21 protein-coding genes are annotated in these 21,242 nt (G+C 54.5%); 15 read left to right on the top strand and 6 right to left on the bottom strand.

The features are described 5' to 3' along the window. Positions 1-19: 19 nt before the first annotated feature. Positions 20-484 (bottom strand): RrF2 family transcriptional regulator, encoded by a 465-nt coding sequence (locus tag AC2FH6_RS10140; protein ID WP_281973916.1) that lies wholly within the window; start codon positions 482-484, stop codon positions 20-22. A gap of 106 nt (positions 485-590) precedes the next feature. On the opposite strand from AC2FH6_RS10140, the gene AC2FH6_RS10135 reads away from it, so the two are divergent. The 12 genes from AC2FH6_RS10135 (at position 591) to AC2FH6_RS10080 (ending at position 14,069) form a co-directional block, all read left to right on the top strand. Further along, on the top strand, positions 591-1,100 hold the full coding sequence (locus AC2FH6_RS10135) for a cupredoxin domain-containing protein (RefSeq protein ID WP_496702365.1): 510 nt from the start codon (positions 591-593) through the stop codon (positions 1,098-1,100). Beyond that, a complete protein-coding gene (locus AC2FH6_RS10130) occupies positions 1,101-2,561 on the top strand; it encodes a cbb3-type cytochrome c oxidase subunit I (protein WP_496692029.1) in 1,461 nt (486 codons plus the stop codon). It abuts the gene before it with no gap. Further along, positions 2,561-3,160 carry an SCO family protein gene (locus tag AC2FH6_RS10125; RefSeq protein WP_496702363.1) on the top strand — a complete coding sequence of 200 codons (600 nt, stop codon included), beginning with the start codon at positions 2,561-2,563 and terminating at the stop codon, positions 3,158-3,160. Before AC2FH6_RS10130 ends, AC2FH6_RS10125 begins: the two co-directional genes overlap by 1 nt. Further along, positions 3,157-3,717 (top strand): hypothetical protein, encoded by a 561-nt coding sequence (locus AC2FH6_RS10120; RefSeq protein ID WP_496702361.1) that lies wholly within the window; start codon positions 3,157-3,159, stop codon positions 3,715-3,717. Before AC2FH6_RS10125 ends, AC2FH6_RS10120 begins: the two co-directional genes overlap by 4 nt. Positions 3,718-3,723: 6 nt before the next feature. Next, positions 3,724-4,539: a formate/nitrite transporter family protein gene (locus AC2FH6_RS10115; protein ID WP_496702359.1), complete on the top strand. Its 816-nt coding sequence runs from the start codon at positions 3,724-3,726 to the stop codon at positions 4,537-4,539. A gap of 271 nt (positions 4,540-4,810) precedes the next feature. Further along, positions 4,811-6,031, top strand: coding sequence for a hydroxymethylglutaryl-CoA reductase (locus AC2FH6_RS10110; RefSeq protein ID WP_496702357.1), 1,221 nt, complete (start codon positions 4,811-4,813; stop codon positions 6,029-6,031). Then, complete coding sequence (locus AC2FH6_RS10105; RefSeq protein WP_496692034.1) at positions 6,028-6,939, top strand: UbiA family prenyltransferase; 912 nt, start codon at positions 6,028-6,030, stop codon at positions 6,937-6,939. Before AC2FH6_RS10110 ends, AC2FH6_RS10105 begins: the two co-directional genes overlap by 4 nt. After that, positions 6,936-9,395 (top strand): PEP/pyruvate-binding domain-containing protein, encoded by a 2,460-nt coding sequence (locus AC2FH6_RS10100; RefSeq protein ID WP_496702355.1) that lies wholly within the window; start codon positions 6,936-6,938, stop codon positions 9,393-9,395. Before AC2FH6_RS10105 ends, AC2FH6_RS10100 begins: the two co-directional genes overlap by 4 nt. Continuing rightward, positions 9,385-10,485: a BtaA family protein gene (locus AC2FH6_RS10095; RefSeq protein WP_496702354.1), complete on the top strand. Its 1,101-nt coding sequence runs from the start codon at positions 9,385-9,387 to the stop codon at positions 10,483-10,485. Before AC2FH6_RS10100 ends, AC2FH6_RS10095 begins: the two co-directional genes overlap by 11 nt. Next, positions 10,482-11,813 carry a hypothetical protein gene (locus AC2FH6_RS10090; RefSeq protein ID WP_496702352.1) on the top strand — a complete coding sequence of 444 codons (1,332 nt, stop codon included), beginning with the start codon at positions 10,482-10,484 and terminating at the stop codon, positions 11,811-11,813. The genes AC2FH6_RS10095 and AC2FH6_RS10090 overlap by 4 nt, the downstream gene beginning before the upstream one ends. Beyond that, the gene (locus AC2FH6_RS10085; protein ID WP_496692038.1) at positions 11,810-12,655 is read left to right on the top strand and encodes a hypothetical protein; all 846 of its coding nucleotides are present in this window, start codon (positions 11,810-11,812) and stop codon (positions 12,653-12,655) included. Before AC2FH6_RS10090 ends, AC2FH6_RS10085 begins: the two co-directional genes overlap by 4 nt. Beyond that, positions 12,648-14,069, top strand: a complete 1,422-nt coding sequence (locus AC2FH6_RS10080) for an AMP-binding protein (protein ID WP_496702350.1) — start codon at positions 12,648-12,650, stop codon at positions 14,067-14,069. Before AC2FH6_RS10085 ends, AC2FH6_RS10080 begins: the two co-directional genes overlap by 8 nt. A 483-nt stretch (positions 14,070-14,552) precedes the next feature. Here AC2FH6_RS10080 and AC2FH6_RS10075 read toward each other — a convergent pair whose 3' ends face one another. Then, entirely contained in the window at positions 14,553-15,497 is a 945-nt protein-coding gene (locus AC2FH6_RS10075; protein ID WP_496692040.1) for a hydrogen peroxide-inducible genes activator, read from the bottom strand. A gap of 96 nt (positions 15,498-15,593) precedes the next feature. On the opposite strand from AC2FH6_RS10075, the gene AC2FH6_RS10070 reads away from it, so the two are divergent. Continuing rightward, positions 15,594-17,054, top strand: a complete 1,461-nt coding sequence (locus AC2FH6_RS10070; RefSeq protein ID WP_496692041.1) for a catalase — start codon at positions 15,594-15,596, stop codon at positions 17,052-17,054. Between the two features lie 169 nt (positions 17,055-17,223). Here the strand turns inward: AC2FH6_RS10070 and AC2FH6_RS10065 are convergent, their stop codons facing one another. Together AC2FH6_RS10065 and AC2FH6_RS10060 are read right to left on the bottom strand one after the other, a co-directional pair. Then, positions 17,224-17,748, bottom strand: coding sequence for a redoxin domain-containing protein (locus AC2FH6_RS10065; RefSeq protein ID WP_496702348.1), 525 nt, complete (start codon positions 17,746-17,748; stop codon positions 17,224-17,226). Positions 17,749-17,806: 58 nt separating this feature from the next. Further along, positions 17,807-18,556 (bottom strand): hypothetical protein, encoded by a 750-nt coding sequence (locus tag AC2FH6_RS10060; protein ID WP_496701326.1) that lies wholly within the window; start codon positions 18,554-18,556, stop codon positions 17,807-17,809. Between the two features lie 86 nt (positions 18,557-18,642). Between AC2FH6_RS10060 and AC2FH6_RS10055 the strand changes: the two genes are divergently transcribed. Both AC2FH6_RS10055 and AC2FH6_RS10050 read left to right on the top strand, forming a co-directional pair. Continuing rightward, positions 18,643-19,188 (top strand): MarR family winged helix-turn-helix transcriptional regulator, encoded by a 546-nt coding sequence (locus AC2FH6_RS10055; RefSeq protein ID WP_496702346.1) that lies wholly within the window; start codon positions 18,643-18,645, stop codon positions 19,186-19,188. Next, on the top strand, positions 19,185-19,877 hold the full coding sequence (locus AC2FH6_RS10050; protein WP_496702344.1) for an MOSC domain-containing protein: 693 nt from the start codon (positions 19,185-19,187) through the stop codon (positions 19,875-19,877). Before AC2FH6_RS10055 ends, AC2FH6_RS10050 begins: the two co-directional genes overlap by 4 nt. A gap of 251 nt (positions 19,878-20,128) precedes the next feature. Here the strand turns inward: AC2FH6_RS10050 and AC2FH6_RS10045 are convergent, their stop codons facing one another. Further along, entirely contained in the window at positions 20,129-20,701 is a 573-nt protein-coding gene (locus AC2FH6_RS10045; RefSeq protein ID WP_496702342.1) for a TetR/AcrR family transcriptional regulator, read from the bottom strand. Further along, the gene (locus tag AC2FH6_RS10040) at positions 20,698-21,237 is read right to left on the bottom strand and encodes a dihydrofolate reductase family protein (protein ID WP_496702340.1); all 540 of its coding nucleotides are present in this window, start codon (positions 21,235-21,237) and stop codon (positions 20,698-20,700) included. The genes AC2FH6_RS10045 and AC2FH6_RS10040 overlap by 4 nt, the downstream gene beginning before the upstream one ends. Positions 21,238-21,242 lie beyond the last annotated feature (5 nt).

Raw genomic sequence — 21,242 nt, 5'->3', positions numbered from 1 at the left:
TAGGACTACAGTTTGCGTATTAATCGCTTGATGCCAGCGCATGACTGACTTCCAACGCTCGGATCAGGTTTTTCATGCCACGGTTCCCTTCCAATACGTCCTGTAAAGTCTTGGTGTCCAAGGCAGCAAAAAACGCCTCCTGAGCTTCGTTCAGAATTGGCAACAATCCACAAGCGGGCGTCATTACACAACAGCCGCCGTCTTCCTTCATGCATTCCACCAAAGGTGTGCCGCGTTCGGATTTTCGTAGTAGGCCGCCAATCGATATCGCATTGGGAGGTAGGGCCATACGCATACCACCGTTGCGCCCACGCATGGATTCTACATAGCCCTCGTGTGTAAGCCACTGCGAGATCTTGGCCAGGTGATTAAAGGGCAAGTTTTGCATAGCCGCGATCTCACGCGTCGACATCAACCCTTCTTCGTGGGTGGCAAGATGGATCAGGATGCGCAGGGCATAGTCGGAGAACTTGGTAATTTGCATAGTTATTTTTCCCATAAAAAATAGGCTTTGAAAATGCCTATTTTATTGACATCTTTTTCTTACCTTTATAATGGGTATTTATAATACCTAATATAGGAGATGGCTCATGCAGCCCGTTGTGTTATTGATCTCGCTGATCCTGATGGCAGTGCTGTCACTTGTCTTCTGGTTGGCCGTGCGGGCTTCGGATGGGTCGGAACCCGGACCCAAGGCCAACTCGAAACGTTCGGGCTTGATCTGGGCAATGACGATTGTCGGCGTAATTGTTGCGGTTGGCACATTGCGACCGTGGCCGCATGCCGTAGCCAGCACAGACGACGCCTTGACCGTCTCTATCACCAGCGGGCAGTGGTGGTGGGATATCGACACCGTCGAGATCCCCGCTGGAATACCCATAAATTTTAGCGCCACGACCGAAGACGTTACCCACGGATTGGGCATTTACACCTCAGATCTTCGCCTTCTGACGCAGGTCCAGGTGATCCCGGGCTACACAACCGAAGTCACGTATACGTTCGATGATCCGGGCTCCTACCAAATCCTGTGCATGGAGTTCTGCGGAGTGGCGCATCAGGACATGGTCAACGAATTCGAAGTCGTCGCGGTGGAGGACTGAATGAGCACTGCATCTGAACCTTTTGCGGGGAAATCAATCGCCGCTGAACCTCAAACCGGAGCGGTCAAGCTCACGATGATCCTTTCAGGCGTGGTTTTTGCCTTGATGATGGTCTTTGGCCTGATCATGCGCGCCGCGCAGGGTCAATGGATCGAAGTGGATCCTGCATTGTTCTATCAGCTCCTGACGGCCCATGGTGCCGGAATGGTCGGTACAGCGGCGCTGTCTGGCGCCGCGATCATGTGGTATTTTTGCGGACGTCACATTGTCCTGACAGCTGCAATTTTCTGGGCTTTCCTTGCCCTGTTCCTGTTGGGTGTTGTCCTGATCCTAGGCTCGATCTTCATCGGCGGATATGGCGGCGCATGGACATTCCTGTTTCCGTTGCCCGCGATGTCCGGCGGAGCGTGGGAAGCGGGTGCGGCTGCTGCGTTCATGCTTGGATATGTTTCGATCGGCGTTGGCTTTCTGCTGTATTATCTGGAACTCGGTCGTCAGATTCATGCACGCTATGGTAGCCTTGTCCGGGCACTGGGCTGGAACTTGATCCTTGGGCGCGAGGACAAAAATCCTCCGCCGCCAACCATCGTCGCGGCGGCGGCGGTGACTATTTTCAATTCGATCGGGATCATCCTTGGTGCTGCCGTATTGGTGGCGAGCTTTGTCCACCTGCTGGTCCCAGGATTTGAAGTAAATGCGCTGCTGGCCAAGAACCTGATCTATTTCTTTGGCCACGTTTTCATCAATGCCTCGATCTATATGGCAGTGACTGCGGTTTATGAAATCCTGCCGGAATACACCGGCAAGCCTTGGAAATCGAACCGACTGTTTGCGATAGCCTGGAATGCCGTACTGATATTCGTGATGGCTGTTTACTGGCACCATCTGCTGCAAGATGTTGTCATGCCACCCTGGATGCTGGTGATCGGGCAACTGGTTTCGTACTTCAGCGGCATTCCCCTTATCGCGGTCACGGCGTTTTCCACATTCCTCTACGTGCGCGGCTCAAAAATGACCTGGGATCTGACGTCCTCGCTGCTGGTTCTGTCCGTGGCAGGCTGGGCGGTTGGCTCAATCCCCGCGTCGATCGATGGAATGATCAGCGTGAACAAGGTGATGCACAACACTATGTGGGTCCCCGGGCATTTCCACACCTATCTATTGCTGGGTGAAGTGGCGATGGCTTTTGGTTTCATGGCCTGGTTGGTCCGTGGCAAAACCATCGCCCAGATGAGCGGGCTGGACCGTGCCGCCTTTGTGACCTACCTCGCGGGTGCTGCTGGGTTTGTGACAGTGTTTCTGTTCTCTGGCGCGGCTTCGATTCCCCGCCGTTGGGCGGTGCACTACGAAGAATGGCTGACCCATGACCGCATTGGCACTTTGTTCAGCGGGCTTGTTGTGTTGGGAACGTTGCTCTTTGTTCTGCGCTTTGTGCTGCGTCTTGGGCGGAGCAACGGCTGATGATGGTCCGCGCTCTTCCCTCGGTTCTTGTCGCAAGCATAGGCTTGGGAACACTCTGGCATGCCACTGACGGAGTGCAGGCATTCACTAGCGAAGCCGCGCGGAGACTGGATGTGGAACGCGCTCCACGTCCAGTTCCAGCCCTGCAACTGGAAGATATGTCAGGTCAGTTGCTGCCGCTGTCACCGCAAGGGAAAGAGGTGGTTCTGGTCGAGTTCATCTACACTGTCTGTGGCGACATCTGTCAGATTGCTGCAGCGGATTTTGCCGAGATCCGGGATCAACTGGAGCTGCGTGAAATGCCCGTCCGGATGATCTCGGTCAGCTTCGATCCTGAGCGGGATACACCAGAGCAGATGGCAGTTTATGGAGAGGCCCATGAGGCGGACGGCAAAATGTGGACCGTCGCGCGGCCGAGGCCGGAAGAGTTGCCGGCATTGTTGAAGCTGTTTGACGTGACCGTCATCCCGGATAAATGGGGTGGGTTTCAGCACAATGCCGCAATCCATGTGATTAACAGAGACGGCCGCTTTTCGGCGGTCTTTGATACCGATGCGATCGACGCTGTTCTAACCCATTTGGAGGAGCACAGCTCATGAAGTTGCTTGGCCTTGCATTACTTGCGGCTGCTGAAGCTGTCGCACTTCGTTATGCGGTGATTGAAAGCCCGATCCAGCATGTCTTGGTTCAGATGCCATTGCTGGTTTTGGCCGGGGTTTTGTTGGCCTGGAGCAGGCAGGTTCGGCAAGAATGGGCGGTTCCATTGCTGCTTGTCGCCTTAACCGTCTTTCTGTTCTGGATGCTTCCGCGAAATGTCGATTGGGCGCTGACATCGACTGGCGAAATTGCCAAATACCTAAGCTTGCCACTGTTGTTGGGCGTTCCTCTAAGGGTGTCCTGGCCCAGGCTGGACCCGGTCCTGAGGGGGTTTCTGAAGGCTAACGCGTTGTCGATGCTGGGCGTGCTGGGATTTCTGTACACGCATGCACCTGTCAGGATCTGCAACTCTTACTTGGTCTCGGCTCAGAAGGATCTGGGCATGGCCTTTCTCTACCTCGCTGCTGGCTTGAGCTGTCTCTGGGCTATCCCGATCCTGTTTGGAATTCCAAGTGGCCAAAGGTCGATCGCGACCAGCTGCGCAAGCTGTGGAGTGTAATACGAAATGACCTATGCTGACACAGTCATTGGGTTTGCAGAACTGGCGCAAAAGAAAAGCGTCAACCTGCGAGCAGATCCAATTGCCTTTCTGATCCTCGCTGTGAAGGCGGGTGCGTTTGTTGGGGCGGGCATCCTGCTGATCTTTTCCGTGGGGCAGGGCGCGGATCCATCCATCCGTCCCATCGTCATGGGGGCTAGCTTCGGTATCGCCTTGACCCTTGTGGTCTTTGCAGGGGCCGAGCTGTTCACCGGTCACACCATGTACATGACGCACGGATTGCTTGCCAAAAGCACTGCGTGGTCGGATGTGCTGCGGTGCTGGTTTGTCAGTTGGGTAGGAAATCTGTTAGGGGCCATATTGTTGGCATTGCTGTTCGTCGTAGGCGGTGGCGGGCTTATCCTGGGAGCAGGAGAAGACGCTTTGCTTTACAAGGTAGCCGCCAAGAAGATGCACGGCACCGAGTTGGAGCTGTTCGCCAAAGCGATCCTGTGCAATTGGCTGGTTTGTCTCGCCTTGTGGTGTTCGGCGCGCGCCAAAGACGATGTTACCAAATGCATCGTCATCTTCTGGTGCCTGTATGCATTTATCGCCGCCGGGTTTGAACACAGTGTTGCGAACATGACTGTGTTTTCACTGGCGCTGCTCTCAGATCATCCCGACAGCATCACTCTGGCTGGAGCCGCCCACAATTTGACGTATGTCACCTTGGGCAACGCATTCGCCGGTGCCGGGATCATGGGCTACGGCTATTGGCGAGCGGCGTCGAAGCCCACGGTCAAGGGTATCGCGACGCCCGCGTCAACCAGACATCCTGTCTAGTGAGGGCGTGATCATGAGCGTGACACAACCTGTCAATATCCCCGTCACCAAAGACCGATAAGCAAATGCCGGGCCTGTGTCTGGGGCCGAGCAACTCAAAAAGGTAGGATCACTCACAATCTCCAACTGGATGTATTCGCTGGAAATCGCATACTTTCTTGTTAGGGTGCAGCCGGCGCAGAATTCAATCTGCAGCCGTTTGCACAGCGTTTATTGGAGCTGCCATTTGATCATTCCATTTCATGTGCGGGAGATGCTGCGGCGCATCAAAATGCGATATGATGTTGAACGCACGCCACAGCAGATGGCCCCAAGCGACGAAGTGTTTTCGCCTTTACGCCCCTCTCGCAAGGCTGACCGTAAGACTGTTGCGCGGTTCTGGGATCATCTAAAGCCCAAGGCAAGCGACGCAGATCAGGCATTGATTGCGGATCCTGCAACAGTCGAGGCATCTGAAACCTACAGCGCCAATATTGAAAACTTCATTGGAACTGTGAAAGTGCCAGTTGGCATCGTTGGGCCTTTGCGCTTGAACGGTATGAACGCCAACGGGGATTTTTATGTGCCGCTGGCGACGACTGAGGCCGCGCTTGTTGCCTCTTATGCGCGGGGGGCCTTTGCAGCTGGTCGGTCTGGTGGGGTCAGCACGGCTGTTTTGTATGAAGGTGTTTTGCGCACGCCGGCCTTTGTGTTCGAAAGCCTTTTGCAGGCCGGTCAGTTCGTGGATTGGGTGGTCAGCAATGTCGATGAACTCCAGGCGGCGGCTGATGCCACAACCGGGCATGGTAAACTTGTCTCGCTGGAGCCTTTCATAGACACAAATATCGTCTTTCTGATTTGCCGCTACACCACAGGTGATGCGGCCGGTCAGAACATGGTAACCATTGCAACCGATGCGCTGTGCTGCACCATCACCAAAGACTGTCCAGTTCCAATTGAGAACTGGTATATTGAGGGAAATTTTTCAGGCGACAAAAAAGCCTCGGCGCTTGGATTGGTAACGGGTCGTGGCCGAAAGGTTAGCGCGTCGGTAACCTTGCCTGCGGACGTCGTGGAAAAGACGCTTGGCACCACCGTGGATGCCATGCTGGCTTATGGTCGGGTCGCCAATCTTGGGTCACATCTGTCGGGTCAGCTTGGAGCTCAGGCCCATTATGCCAATGGGCTTGCGGCCTTTTACATAGCAACTGGGCAGGACGCGGCCTGTGTCGCTGAAAGCGCGATGGGGGTGACGCGGATGGAGCCCAGAGGGGATGATCTTTTCTGCTCGGTGACGCTCCCGAACATCCTTGTCGGCTCCGTGGGCGGTGGTACCGGTTTGCCCAGCCAGACTGCGGCACTGAACATTCTGGGATTGAAAGGCGCCGGCCACGGCACGGCGCTGGCCGAAGTGGCTGCCGCCATATGCCTGTGCGGAGAAATATCGATTGTCGCTGCAATCGCTGCGGGGCATTTCACGCGAGCCCATGAAAGTTTGGCCCGCCAAAGATGACTTTGCTGGCTCGACTGTGGATATATCAATCCGAACGCTTCCCACTGAAGAAAACTGTTCCGCTTTTGCTGGTGTTTTCAGCAGCAAGTATCTGTGTATCGGCCCGGCTTGCTGATCGACCATTGCCCGAGTGGTCTGCCTTTGTGGTGGGGTTCGTACTGGCGATGGCGCTGTTTTTCCAGATGCGCGTTTGCGACGAATTCAAGGATGCCGAGGACGACCGCCGCTACCGGCCCGAGCGACCGATACCCCGAGGGCTGGTGTCCCCGGCTGAGGTGCTTGTCCTTGGCTTGCTGACTCTACCCATGGCCGCCGCCGCTGCATGGTTTTGGTACCTCCCGGTTCTGTGGTGCCTTTTTTTGGTTTGGGTATGGCTGGCGGCAATGACGGCCGAGTTCGGGGTGCCAACCTGGTTAAAGGCGCGCCCAGTTCTTTATCTCGTCAGTCATATGGCGATCATGCCGCTGATTGACTTGCTGCTGACCAGCATCGAATGGCTTCCGGCCGGAAGGGCCGCATCAAAGCTGTGGTTATTTCTGGCGTTGTCTTTCGTGAATGGCTGCGTTCTTGAGATCGGTCGCAAGCTATGGTCGCCCGAAAACGAAATTGACGGGGTGGACACCTATTCCGGTCTTTGGGGGTATCGCCGCGCCGCTATCATTTGGCTGTGCTGCGTTGTGCTGTCATTCGTGTTTCTGGTTGGCACGGGGTTTGCGTCTGGAGCTGGTTGGTTAACCGTATTGGTCGGGGCCGCTGCTTTCGTGCCTTGTGGTCTTGCGGCACGCAGCTATGTGAAAGCTCCAACACCCAAGGCACAGGACAGGATGGACGCAATCGCGGGACTATGGGTATTTTTCTGCTATGCCACTGCGGGCTTTCTGCCGTTCCTGATCGGAGGCTTTAGATGACCCTTATCATCAATCAATCCGATGCGACTGACCCAACAGTGGTCGGAGGAAAAGCCGCTGCGCTATCAAACCTCGCTCGTCGCGGATTCAATCCACCTGCGTTTTTTGTTATCACCGATGCCGCATTCCGTGCAGGTAAGACAGGGCCTGTCGCAGCACGTGGGTTGAGTAAGGCGCTTGGCGCTGCACTGGATGCGTTGGGTCCGGGGTATTATGCAGTGCGTAGTTCCGGTCGGGCCGAAGATGGTGTCGAACACAGCCATGCAGGTCAGTTTGATACGGTTTTGAATGTCACCGGTAGCAAGGTCATACAGGCGGCAAAACAGGTTTGGCAATCGGGGTTTGCGGATACAATCGCCACCTATCGCTCGGTCAAATCCGGGGGCGAGGCAGAAGCGCCCGCGATAATCGTACAGCGCATGATTGAGGCGACGACCGCGGGTGTTGCTTTTTCGGCCGATCCAGTGACAGGGCAGCGAAACACCGTTGTCGTGTCTGCCATCAAAGGTTTAGGCGATGCGCTGGTAGCAGGTGAGGTTGATGGTGAGGATTGGATTATTGATCAAGCCAAACAGCCCGAGTGCGCGCAAACCACGCCTCAGGTTTTGACACCGGATCAGGTGCTGCAGGTCGCGATGCTGGCGCGCAAAGCGGAAGAGGCTTTTGGCGTTCCGCAAGACATTGAATGGGCGTTCGATGCGGATGGGCTGCACATTCTTCAGGCTCGGCCGATTACGACCGAGCTGCGACCAGTGGCGGTGCCGGATGATGTACTTACCATTTTTGACAATTCGAACATCGTCGAAAGCTATCCGGGCATGGTCAGTCCACTGACCTATTCTTTTGCACTGCACGTCTACTCACGGGTTTATCGCGCTTTTGTGCGGCTTCTGGGCGTTTCGAATAAAACCGTCGCGCAGAACTCAGCCATATTCGACAATTTTCTTGGGCGTATTGATGGGCGTGTCTACTACAATCTGGTCAACTGGTATCGGGCGCTGGCGTTGCTGCCGGGGTTCTCGCTGAATCGCGATTACATGGAAACGATGATGGGTGTGTCCGAACCCATGCCCCGCGAGATCACAGATAGCATTGGACCTGCTCCTGCCAGAGGTGTGCGCAAGATACTGGAATACGCCAAACTAGCGACGGTAGCGGGCAGTCTGATCTGGCAGGCCGTGCGTTTGCCGCGCACGCGGCGTAAATTCTATGTCAGGCTGAACGATGTTCTGGACCGTGGTCTGGACATAGAAGCTGCGAATGCGACCGAACTGGCCGCCGAGTATCGTCAGATCGAAAGCACTCTTCTAGATCGCTGGGATGCGCCGCTTATCAATGATTTCCTTTGCATGATCGCGTTTGGGGCATCGCGCAACTTGCTGCTCAAGTGGTTGGGTGAAGACGGGCTGTTGCTGCATAACGACGTCATGATTGGTCAGGGTGATATCGTCTCAGCCGAACCGGCGCAGCGTATTGCCCGCATGGCCGGCTTGGTCCGCGAGGTCGGGATTGCTGATCAGCTAGGCGCGGAATGCCGGTTGGAAACCCTTGCTCCTTACCCTGAGATCGAAGCCGAGGTTAGATCTTATCTCGATAAATTCGGGGATCGATGCACTGAGGAGTTGAAGCTGGAGAGCATTCCGCTGCGCGATGATCCCACCAGCCTGTTGATGGCCGTCGCAGCCAGTGCCGCCCGTCCTGAGGGTAAGCGACACATCGGCACCGAGCCGGATTGGAAAACCCTGTTTCCCGGCAATCCGCTGAAACGCTACCTATCCAAATGGTTCGTAGGCTGGGCCAAGGGCCGCGTACGTGACCGTGAAAACCTGCGCTTTGAACGCACCCGTATTTTTGGCCATGCCAGACGTGTTTTTCTGGGAATTGGTCGAGAGTTTTCGGCAAGGGGGCTGCTTGCAGAACCCCGCGACGTATTTCATCTGACGACGTATGAGGTCTTGGGAGCCGTCGAAGGGTTCAGCCTATCGCCTGATCTGAAAACCATAGTCGCGCAGCGTCAGCGCGAAGAATCCGCTGCGTCCCAGCGTCCGGATCCGCCAGAACGTATAGAAATTCGAGGTCCCGCCATTGCTCCGATTTGGGCGGAAATTGAAGAGGTAGACAGTGATCCGGAGCGGATAAAATCCGGTACCGGCTGTTCAGCTGGACAAGTTATCGCAAAGGCCCGTGTGATCCGTGACCCGCGGACTGAGGCGCTGCAACCTGGTGACATCCTCGTGGCGCGTCACACCGATCCGGGCTGGATCGCAGTATTTTCGAACGCCTCGGCCATTGTTGTGGAACGGGGGTCACTTTTGTCGCATTCCGCAATAGTGGCGCGAGAGTTGGGAATCCCATGTGTGGTCGGTCTGAAAGGGGCCACTCATTGGATCAAGGATGGCGAAACCCTGTCGGTCGACGGGGCTAGTGGCAAGGTGGAACGGTGCGATGGGGCATAGTGAAATCGAAGGCAAGGCTGATTTTGATCACATCCGCTATGCACAGCTGTGGGAAGATGCAGACGTTTTGACCGACGCGCTGGGCGATTGTGCGGGGGGAACGCTGGTATCCATCTGCTCGGCCGGGGATAATGCGCTGGCTATGTTGATACTCGATCCAGCGAAAGTTGTGGTTGTCGATTTGTCGCCAGCACAAATCGCCTGCCTAAAGCTACGAATTGGCGCTTTCCAGACCCTGACACATCCCGAGTTTCTGGAGCTGACGGGATCGCAGCCCAGCAAGAGGAGAGCAGCCCTGCTGGAGCGAGCTTTGCAGGATACCGACCCTGAAACCCGAACCTTCTGGAGTGGTTTTGTCCCTGACGTGGAACGTTACGGGGCAGGCGGGGTTGGCAAGTTCGAGCGGTATTTTCGCATCTTCCGCACCCGGCTTTTGCCGTTTGTGCATTCACGACGTACGATTGATGACGTTTTTACGCCCCGGTCACCTGAGGCGCGCGAGGTTTTTTTCGATACGCGCTTTGACACCTTCAGATGGCGGCTGTTGTTGAATGTGTTCTTTTCCCGTTTTGTGATGGGGCGCATGGGCCGCGATAAGGCGTTTTTCGATCACGTAGAGGGCAGCCCCGCCCAGCATGTGGCTCGTCGCATTCGCCACGCGGGCGTTGATACCGACCCGTCACAGAATCCCTATTTGCACTGGATTCTGAAAGGCACGCATGGAGACGCGTTGCCGATGGCATGGCGGCCCGAGCATTTTGATACGATCCGCACCCGCCTGGATCGTCTCGATATCCGTCCGGGATCATTAGAGGCTTTTGTCTCGACCGGTGAAAAAGCCGACGGGTTCAACCTGTCTGACATTTTCGAATACATGTCGCCCGATGTATTCGAGCAAGTCTATGGCTCGATCCTGTCAGCTGCCGCGCCCAAGGCACGTCTCGTGTATTGGAACATGATGGCACCGCGCCGCGTGCCTGCGCGATACAGGAGCGTAGTTGAAACACATCGCACGACTGAGGATCGACTGAAGTCACGCGACATGGCGTTTTTCTACTCGGATTTCGTCGTGGAAGAGGTGCTTTCGTGAGCATCCAGGCCCAGATTTTACTGGCCTTGGCGTCTGTTGCGGTCCTGTTGGGATTGATGGCCGTTGTCCGATGGCTGGCGCAAAAGGTCGGCTTGAGCGCAGAAGTGCAACGTAAACTGATGCATGTTGGAACCGGACTCTTTACACTGGTTCTGCCGTGGATTTTTCCGGAACGCTGGCCAATATACATGCTAATCGGGGTAACGCTGATCGTCATGCTGATCTTGCGCCTGCCCCGGTTCTCACAAGGTCTGGGCGCAACCCTACACAGCGTCGAGCGCACGTCATACGGCGATTTCCTGTTGGCGCTATCCGTTGGGCTTTGCTTGTTGCTGGCCGGGGAAAACACCCTGTATTACGTGCTTCCGATCGCCGTTTTAACACTGGCTGATGCCGCAGCCGCGCTTGCCGGGACCACGTACGGGACCAAACGCTATGTGGTCGAAGATGGCGAAAAAAGCCTAGAAGGGTCAGTGGTGTTTTTTGTCGTAACTCTATTGGTTGCGATCATCTGCTTCTTGTTTTCGTCGAAACTCCCACCGTCCAACATCATAATGCTGTGCCTTATGGTTGCGGCCTTTGGCACATTGGTCGAGGCACAAAGCTGGCGGGGGTTTGACAACTTGTTCCTGCCGCTTGGCTTGCTGATTTTTTTGAAAGTTCACTACTACAGCTCCTTGGCAGAGCTGGCGTTGTTGGCCATTTTGTTCTTTGCCGCACTTGCCAGTTTTGGGGTGGTGGGAACCAAGCTGGGCCTGACCAAACATACGACCCGTGTGTATGTTGTTGCGGTTTTTCTGCTGCTGGCGACCGCGAAACTGCAGAACACAGTACTGCCGATCATGGTTCTCGCGGCACACGGCTGGGCGCGTACTGCTTCTCCTTGCGACAGTAAGTTCCCCGATTTGGATATCGTAGCCGCCTTGGGGCTAATAGGGTTCGGCTGGCTTGCAGCGGGAAATGCAACGGGATGGGATGCAATATCCTTTTTTGGACTGAGTGCAATGGGGTTGGCCATGGGGCTCACAGCTGTGGCGCTGCGTGCCATTCCTATTGCGATACCGCTTGCTGCCGCTGTCCTGTTTCTAATCCGTACCTGGGCGGTTTCCCTGAATTCTGACCAATCAAACTGGGCCGAGCCTTTGACCGCGCTCTCACTTGTATCACTCGCATTTATGGCGATTGTGCCCTTGGTGCTTCCGCATTTGCTCCAAAAGAACCGCGTTTCGAGGCTCACGCTTTTGGCGCTGTTACCTCCGCTTGCCTATTACATCTGGTCCATAGCAGGGTCTATTGACGGCGGGATTGTTGCTGGAGTTGTATCATGACGAAAGAAAACATTCAGACCAAAGGCGCCAAACTATCTGTTTATCTGCAGGGCCCTGATTGGGATGGTGCCCCAGCTGCAACAATAGGCGACTTCTCGTGCGAGACCCCAGAGGCCGGTCTGGAGGTACTGCAAACGGCTATTGGACGGGTCCGGTACGCCGGGGTTGATCGGATAATTGGACCTATGTCCGGTGATACATGGCACAGCTATCGGTTTGTATCGGACAGTGATGGATCAGCACCCTTTTTAATGGAGCCGACGCACAAATCACATGAGCCCGATGTGTTTAGGGCGGCAGGATTTGCCGCCATCAGCAAGTATTTCTCGGCGCGAGTATCATTGGCGCAAACGGCCAATTCGTCTCTAGCTGCAGTTGATGGGTTCGACGTAGAACCCTGGGACGGAACCAACCCTGAGGAGTTGTTCCGGCAGGTGTATCAACTATCTGTCGAGGCTTTTTCCCGAAACGCTTTTTATAAACCTATTTCTGAGCGCGATTTTCTTGCAATGTATATGCCTGTTGTTCCGATGTTGAAGCGCGAGCTTATCTTTTTTGCCCGCCGTCCGGACAGCTCATTAGCGGGCTTTCTGTTTGGTATTCCGAACTATGCTGAAGGCCCAAACCCAACAGCCGCGATCCTGAAAACTTATGCAAGCCTTGAGCGTGGTGCGGGTCGCCATTTGGCCAGTCATTTCCACAAGTCTGCTCTGAAGCTAGGCTTTGATTCCGCTATCCACGCGCTGATCCATGATGACAACCAATCAGCGGATCGCAGTGTTGTTGAAGGAGCCACCGTATTTCGACGGTACAACCTGTTAGGACTGCGCCTGGATGACTAACTTGTTGGACCAATTTGCCGTAGCGGTTGATAGACACCCGGACCGGACGGCCATTGTTGAAGGCAGCGGTCGCGAGGTCACCTTTCGTGATGTGCAGATACGCGCGCAGCAAATGGCTAGGAAGTGGAGACGTAAGGGGATTGGGCGTGGCGACCGCGTTCTTCTGGCGATGCCGGTCAACGCTAATCTCTACGCTAGTCTTGCGGCCTTGTGGTCGTTGGGCGCAACGGTGGTTTTGCCTGAACCCACGATGGGACTCGCGGGGCTGCGTCATGCAGCGAGAACGACCCGACCCAAGGCTTTTTGCGCGTCGGGTTATTTTGCGTTGCTCAGGTTTGTTGTGCCGGAACTCTTCAGGCTGCGCCTTTTGCTACCAGGTACCGCCCGGGGTGATCTGAGCGTCGCGCCCGTTCAAGACGGTGACACGGCGCTCATTTCCTTTACATCCGGCACTACAGGTCAGGCCAAGGCCATCCCCCGCAGCCACGCGTTTCTGATGGCACAACATGATGCCATTGCGCCGCTTCTGGACAGTGATGCAGTTGAACGGGATCTGGTAGCGTTTCCGGTGTTTACCCTGATCAACCTGGCGGCTGGGCGCACGACAGTTCTGCCGAATTGGAGAATGAGCAATCTGGATCGACTATCCTCCGAACAGTTTGCGGGCTGGATATCGAAGCAGCAAGTGACCCGTCTTTTGATCCCTCCGTCGTTGTGCGAAAAACTTGCACAGCGTAAAGATACGGGCCGGCTGCACACAGTCTTCACCGGCGGCGGTCCGGTATTCCCTGACCTGATTGAAAGGCTTCTCGCCAATTCCGGTCTGGACGTGGTCTGTGTCTATGGGTCAACCGAAGCTGAACCGATTGCGCATCTTGATGCGCGGGAAATCACCGAAGTTGATCAACTTGAAATGGTGGCGGGCAAGGGGCTTCTTGTTGGGCATCCGGTTTCGAAAATCAAACTCCGAATTCAGGACGATGAAGTTCAGGTGGCGGGCGATCATGTAAATGATGGCTATCTTGATCTCGCACACTCCAAGGAAAACAAAATCAAAGACGGTACTACGATTTGGCATCGAACCGGCGACGCGGGTCGGTTAGATGATCAGGGGCGATTGTGGCTGTGGGGCAGACTGGGGAGCGATGTGACAACCCCGGCTGGTCAAACCTTTCCTTTTGCAATCGAAGTAGCTGCCCGGCAATGGCCGAGCGTGACGAACAGCGCGCTCATGAGCTTCGATGGGCGTCCGATTTTATGCATTGAAGGCGACGCGGATCAGCTTTCAAACTGGAATAGCCTGGCGCAGGAATTCGGTGTTGCCAATGTGACCCATGTGAAAAAAATGCCTATGGACAAACGGCACAGGTCCAAAGTTGATCGGAAAAAACTCACCCAATTATTGGGTTATTAGATCACAGAATTTTCACCTTAAGAGCTCCAACGGAAAACCGTGGTCGAGCACACTTTTTGCCTTCCAACCGAAAGGCAGGAAAGTCCGGGTGCTTATGAAAAACCAGTGCCAGTATAGCTGCTCGCCGCATGAATGACTATTTCTCCCACTGCAAGTTGGCTGTGAGAAAGCGCAAGGGACAGGATGGGCTCATTTGAGACATTTATCGCAGCGTCGATGAGGTGTCGTTGTTCGTTCTGGGTTAGAAATGCTTGATGTTTGGGTCAGAATTGAATGAACCAGACCCAACCGTCACAGTTGGACTAGAAATGTGATGAACGTTCGACGTCAGAAGGCGGCTCAATGTAGGGCATCAGCCGAATTTGATCTTTGGGTGGCTTTGTTGATGGCTTAAACAAACATCACATTAGCACATTGCGATGTCGTCAGGAGGAGGCACCCACGTCATCAGCAAAGCCTATCCCAACCTTGGCTGGTCTCGCTCTAGGCATTTCCGTTCAAATATCGCGTCATATCCGGAGCGGCCATAAGCGTCTGAATGAAAGTCCCGAAGTGTTCAAGCGACCCTGCGCGCGGGTCGCTGTCGCGCCATGCCAGTCTGATAGAACGGCCAAAGATCCCATCAGCAATGGGATGTGTCGTTGCCAAGCCGCCGAAACGATCAGGGCCACTCACAGACAATGCCGGAAACAGCGCACAACCCTCTCCGAGTGCGACCATTTGCCGGAGCATTTCAAGGCTGCTCGCCACCCTCTGTCTAGGTCGGTCAATCCGATCGCAAAATGCTACGGTCTGATCCCTTAGGCAGTGCTCTTGAGAAAGCAGAACGAGCTGAGAGGACAGAACCTTGGACCAGCGAACTTTCTCATTGGGTCTGAAGTCCAGATCCTTGGGGCAGGCAAAAACAAATGGTTCGTGAAACAACGGAAGCGCTCTCAGTACAGGCTGTTTCGGGGCCGTCGCAATCAGTGCAGCGTCCAGCGTCCTCCTGACGAGCATCTCTTCAAGAACGTGAGTGGGTTCTTCGAACAATGACAACTGGAGATTGGGGTACGCATTTTTGAGAGACTTGAGGATAAGCGGCAGCAAGTAAGGCCCAAGTGTTGGAAGTACACCAAATTTTAACTCTCCCTCCAGATTGTCACTTAGGCTCAGCGACAATTCCAGCAGTTCACGGGCTTCTGTCAGAAGGATTTCTGCTTTTTGCAGAACTATCTGTCCATTTTGCGTCAACGAAATATGCCGTCCGTGGCGTTCGAATATCGAAAAGCCAAGGCGCGCCTCCAGCTTGGATACCTGTTGGCTGATTGCAGGTTGTGAAACCCCACAGATATCAGCCGCCCGGCCAAAATGGCCTTCTTCGGCAATGCTTTGAATGTACTCAAGATCTCTGAGTGAAAGGCCGGCGACTGAGGTTCTTCTAACCATGCATCACCTCTGATTATCGATCGGATAATTTATATAAGTTGGAGTAATTTGGCTGTTTTCGGTTTTGTCCTGCCAATACCAACTCAGGAGATTGACATGACCAGTAAATCGAAGCTGACCACCGCATTTGGCGCGCCAGTGCCTGACAACCAACACACACTGACGGCGGGGCCGCGTGGACCTGCGCTGCTTCAAGATGTTTGGTTTCTCGAGAAGATGGCCCACTTTGATCGCGAGGTGATCCCCGAACGTCGGATGCATGCCAAAGGGTCTGGCGCTTACGGTACATTCAAAGTGACCCATGACATCACCCAGTATACGCGTGCCAAAATGTTCTCTGATGTTGGCAAGAAGACGGATCTCTTCCTGCGGTTCTCGACCGTTGCAGGGGAACGCGGCGCAGCGGATGCAGAACGGGATATCCGCGGCTTCGCTATCAAGTTTTATACGGAAGAGGGCAACTGGGATCTTGTGGGCAACAACACCCCTGTGTTCTTCCTTCGCGATCCGCTGAAATTTCCCGATCTCAACCATGCCGTCAAACGCGATCCGCGGACGAACATGCGCAGTGCGGATAGCAATTGGGATTTCTGGACCAGCCTTCCCGAAGCCTTGCTTCAGGTGACGATTGTTATGTCTGACCGGGGGATTCCGGCCACCTACAGACACATGCACGGCTTTGGCAGCCACACGTTCAGCTTTATCAACTCGGACAACGAGCGGTTCTGGGTCAAATTCCATTTCAAAACGCAACAGGGGATAAAAAACCTCACCGACGAGGAAGCAGCACAGATCATCTCCGGTGACCGTGAAAGCCATCAGCGAGATCTTTTTGACGCCATTGAAAACGGTGATTTTCCTAAATGGACGCTTTATGTCCAAGTCATGCCAGAGAAGGATGCGGGTACATATCACCTCAACCCGTTTGATCTGACCAAGGTTTGGCCACATGGGGATTTTCCGCTGATTGAGGTTGGCGAGCTGGAATTGAACCGGAACCCTGAGAACTACTTTGCCGAGGTTGAACAAGCAGCCTTCGCCCCCTCTACAATCGTGCCTGGTATCAGCTTTTCGCCGGACAAGATGTTGCAAGGACGTTTGTTTTCTTATGGTGACACTCAGCGGTATCGGTTGGGTGTCAACCATTCCCAGATCCCTGTGAATGCGCCTCGTTGCCCGTATCATTCCTACCATCGTGATGGCGCGATGAGGGTCGACGGCAATGCCGGATCTCGGATTGGTTATGAGCCCAACATGCATGGCGAATGGTCCGAGCAACCGGATTTCTCTGAACCACCTTTGTCCATCGAAGGTGCTGCGGATCATTGGAACCACCGCGAGGATGATGACTACTTCTCGCAGCCCGGTGAGTTGTTCCGCCTGATGACGCCAGAGCAGCAAGAAGTACTGTTCGAAAACACTGCCCGCGCAATCTGGGCTGCACAAAGAGAAATTCAGATCCGCCACATATCGAACTGTTTCAAGGCAGATCCTGCATATGGTGCCGGTGTAGCAAGGGCTCTTGGTTTGACCGATGAAAGTGGGTTCCCCGCGTAAAGACAATTGGCAAGCCCCCGATCTTCGGGGGCTTCCCTGATACTGCGGGGTAGTCGACGGCGGGCACCGTTTGGTGTGATCGGGTATTCCGTCGCTGCGTGTGGCTAAACTGCCTTTTGGCGATGACCTTGGGGAAAAACGGTTTCCATACGCGGGCGCATTGGCCGGCTCACACATTGCAGCTACCTGATGCGCCTTCGTTTTGATTGACGGTGGCGGGATTGCTTGTGACCGATGCGGCCCGTCGTGTCAGAAGACTGCCAATCTCAGACCCCAACTGCAGTTCTGAGACCTGTCCAAGGTGATGCACAACGATCCGTCCCGACTGATCCAACAAGACAAGGCTTGGTGTACCGCGCATGCGAAAGCGGGACATCGTGTTTGGCAATTGCCCCACCCCCTGCCTGTCCACGCCGACAGGGAAGGTGATGCGATATTCATGCAGGAAGGCTTTCAGAGACACCGGTGTCATGGCGTCGTGATGCTCGAACACAGTGTGCAAGCCAATCACGGCTACCTTTTCTTCAGGAAACGTCTTCTGAATCGATTGCGCCAAGGGAATACCGTGCAGGACGCATCCCGGGCACAACATTTGAAATGCCTCAATAACAACAATCCGTCCCCTTAGACCGCCTAATGTTAGGGGTGTGTCTGTATTTAACCATTCCGAAACGTCTAGTTCTGGTGTTTGCATTTTCATTGCCCTCAATAACACGCAGCCGCCTTGGGTTCGGCGGCTGCGTGGTCGAATGTCAGTGAAGCTTCCCCGGCAGGCTCAGGTCGCCGGATGCGACGTCGAAAACATCTGTGACGCACAGCAAGGGCGCATGGATGTTAGCGTTCACTCGCAATGCAGAAGTGACACCATCGTAAGCGACACCATCCAGTTCTACGTTGCTGGCAAAGCCGGCATTCACCGAGATTTCGGGCCCATCGAACAAAGGCGTAAACCCAGGGCTGTCCAGAAAGATCGGGAACCCAGGCCATGTCGCAGGTAGCTTGGGCGAGGAACCCTCGGGGATGTCACGCACGGCAAGCGCGTCGGGTCCGCACGCTTCGGTCGGGGTCAACACAACCCAGTGGCTGTGCCATTCGATGCCGTCATTCGCCGGATCGCCGTCGCCGTTCTCGTCAAAAAGCGGTGTGTCATCAAAATCAGGATGACTGGTTGCGGCCATTGCAAGGATGCCTGTGCTGCCTTCGAACCCAACGGCTGAAGGGTCCAAAGAAGTAGGCCAGACATATGACCAGACGTCTGATCCACCGACCTCTCCGGTTGCCGCTGGAACCGAAGCGCCAGCCGTCCCATTCGTTGTCATGTGAAAAGTGACCGTGTTTCCATTGCGATGCGCATGCGCTGCCAGAATGTCAAAGTCCGCGACTTTACTGGCGTCCGGCGAAGATATGATGGCGCCATCTTGATGGATGGCATGGTTCCCATCTGCAAGAGCCGTGCCTCCGATGACCAGTGCCAAAGTAGAAGTGAGCGTTGAGAGTTTCATGAGCGTCTCCAAATAAATAATATCGAGTCGCTACTATAATGAGAAATGCATTGCAACTATAATTTCGACTCGCTACTAAAAGTGCTATGAACACAGACCACCGCATACGCACACTGATCAACCGTCTGGCCCGGATCGATGCTTCCGAAGGGTGGGCAGGAGATTTGAACCCGACTCAGAGGATGGCGCTGGAATACCTCGCACAGGCGAACATGTTTTCGCGCTCGCCGTCGCAAGTTGCAGAGTATATCGGAACAACCCGTGGAACGATGTCACAGACGCTCAAGGCTTTGGCGCGCAAGGGCTATGTAGAAGAGCAACGCAAAGAGCTTGATCAACGGTCGATCTCTTATGACCTGACCAAGGAGGGGGTCAAAATTGTACGTCAGCCGAACCCTGTTGCACAGGCAATTGGAGATATGCCCGTAGAAAACCAAGCCATGCTTGAGCAGGGGTTGATGCAAAGCCTCAGTCTGGCTTTGGCCGCAAATGGAGGTCGGTCATTCGGCCAATGCAAATCCTGTACATACCATGATGCCACGACGGAAAACGGTTTCTGCAAACTGTTGGGTGTATCATTGGACGTCGGTGAAAAAGACAAGATCTGTATCGAGCACGAGGAAGCCAGATGAACCATTTTGATTTATCGGCGAACATCGACGGCATATTTGTCGGAGCGGTCAAAGATTGTTGGGAAGGCAAATCGCCATCGGCCATTCAAAAAGACAGGGTGGACGGGCGGCAGTTGATTACCTCGCTCGGATTTTCCGAGGATGCACAGGCAGATTTGACCGTGCATGGAGGCGAAGACAAAGCCATCCATCATTATGCTTTTGATCACTATTCGGCTTGGCAAGCAGAGGGCCTAATGGCACCCGGCACACTGCCAGCGGCGTTCGGTGAGAACATTTCAACAACGGGGCTGACCGAGGAAAACCTCTGCATTGGCGACATCCTGTCTCTGGGTACGGCGGTTGTTCAAATCAGTCAGGGGCGGCAACCGTGCTGGAAACTCGGGCTACATACGGGGCGCAAGGAAATGCCTTACCAGTTTCAGAAGACGGGCCGAACCGGATGGTACTATCGTGTGCTCGAACCTGGCGAAGTTGGCGCCGGTGATCGGATCACCTTGGTTGAAAGGTTAAATCCAAATTGGTCTGTATTGGCCGTCACACGTGCAAGGTTGACTCGTCGCATTCTGCCAGAAGATGCCGAGGTGTTGTCTCAGATGAAAGAACTGGCTCAAGGTTGGCGACAAGCTTTCTGCCGAATGGCGGAAGGCAACACCATAGAGGATACATCGGCGAGGCTAGGTGCCTGAGGCATTGTATGAAACATTTAAGCCGTGGTTGGCGATAACGCACCTTCCTCGAACCGAAAACATCGAGATCACGAAAGCAGCCAACCGCCAAGTATCAATCCTTTGGCAAACCGAACTCATTTGAGACATAAGCCTCAGCTTCGATGAAAGTTAGTAGCTTTGGGGCAGAAATACTTGACGTTAGGGTCAGAAATGAATGACGCAAACTGCTCATTGCTTGAGGACACCCTCTGATGGGCATGTTTTTCATATCACGTCGCCGCGAGGTCACCCGCCGCTTGAGCAAGAATCCAGTCAACCCCGCGCAGAAAATCGTCTATTGTCAGGGGATTGTCTTCTCCGCTCGAGGCTGAGAGCACAAACCCATGTGCATAGTCGATCAGCACGTGAACAAGAACATCACCGCCATCGCTGTATTCGAGTTGGTCCGTGCTGACCTTTAATTCCTCGGCCACGTTCATGAGGTCCGCGCTCATGAGCGTTACATCGCCTAGGATTGCACGGAGTAGATTGGCGTTCTTCAAAGCGCAACCATAGTAAGTCGCCATAATGCAGCGGGCGCGTTTGACCGGGTTGCCACCATTCACTCCATCCAAGACGCCTGCAAAGGCAAGTTCTAGCAGATCGGACAATAGTTGCTTCTTGCTACCTGCGTGATAGGTCACGGCCATCGGAGTGACGTCAAGCTGATCGGCAAGTATGCGAAACGATAGCGCATCAACACCTTTGCTTTGGGCGATCGGCAATGCGGCCTGCAGGATCACTTGCTTCGAAAGGCGCTGTGCAGCCTTTGACGGTCGCCCCGGTGGAGAAGCTTTCGTCACCTGGTTTTCAGTCTGTAATCGAGATCTACCAGACCGGAGGAAAAGCTGCTAACCGTAACCAACTCCAGATCAACGTCACCTTCTGTTTCACCAAAGATCCGAATGCCTTCACCAATCAGGATGGGAACCAAGGTAATCCGCATGTCCTCAATCAGCCCGGCTTTGAGGAAGGATTGGATGATTGCACCGCCATCCACATAAACTCGATTGTAACCACGCGCGCCAAAATCCTCCATCAAATCAGTGGGTGTTTTGTCTGAAACTTCAACTCTATCGCGCAGTTCATCTGGAATGCCTGAGGGTTTCATTGAGCGACTGAGAACCACCACCGGTTTCGTGTAAGGCCACTCTCCAAATCCCAGAACTGTCCGGTACGATCCGGACCCCATCACGATCACGTCGACGCTACTCTGAAACGCGACAAACCCGTGATCTTCGTCTGCAGTGGGTTGCTTTTCCAACCAGTCCAGCCTGTGATCTGGCCTTGCGACAAAACCGTCTAGGCTCATTGCCATCATGATATGTCCTGTGGGCATCCTCT

The organism is Ruegeria sp. CDSC045, assembly GCF_059610725.1.
The sequence above is the reverse complement of the archived record's forward strand: the minus strand, read 5'-3'. Positions and strand labels throughout refer to the sequence as shown.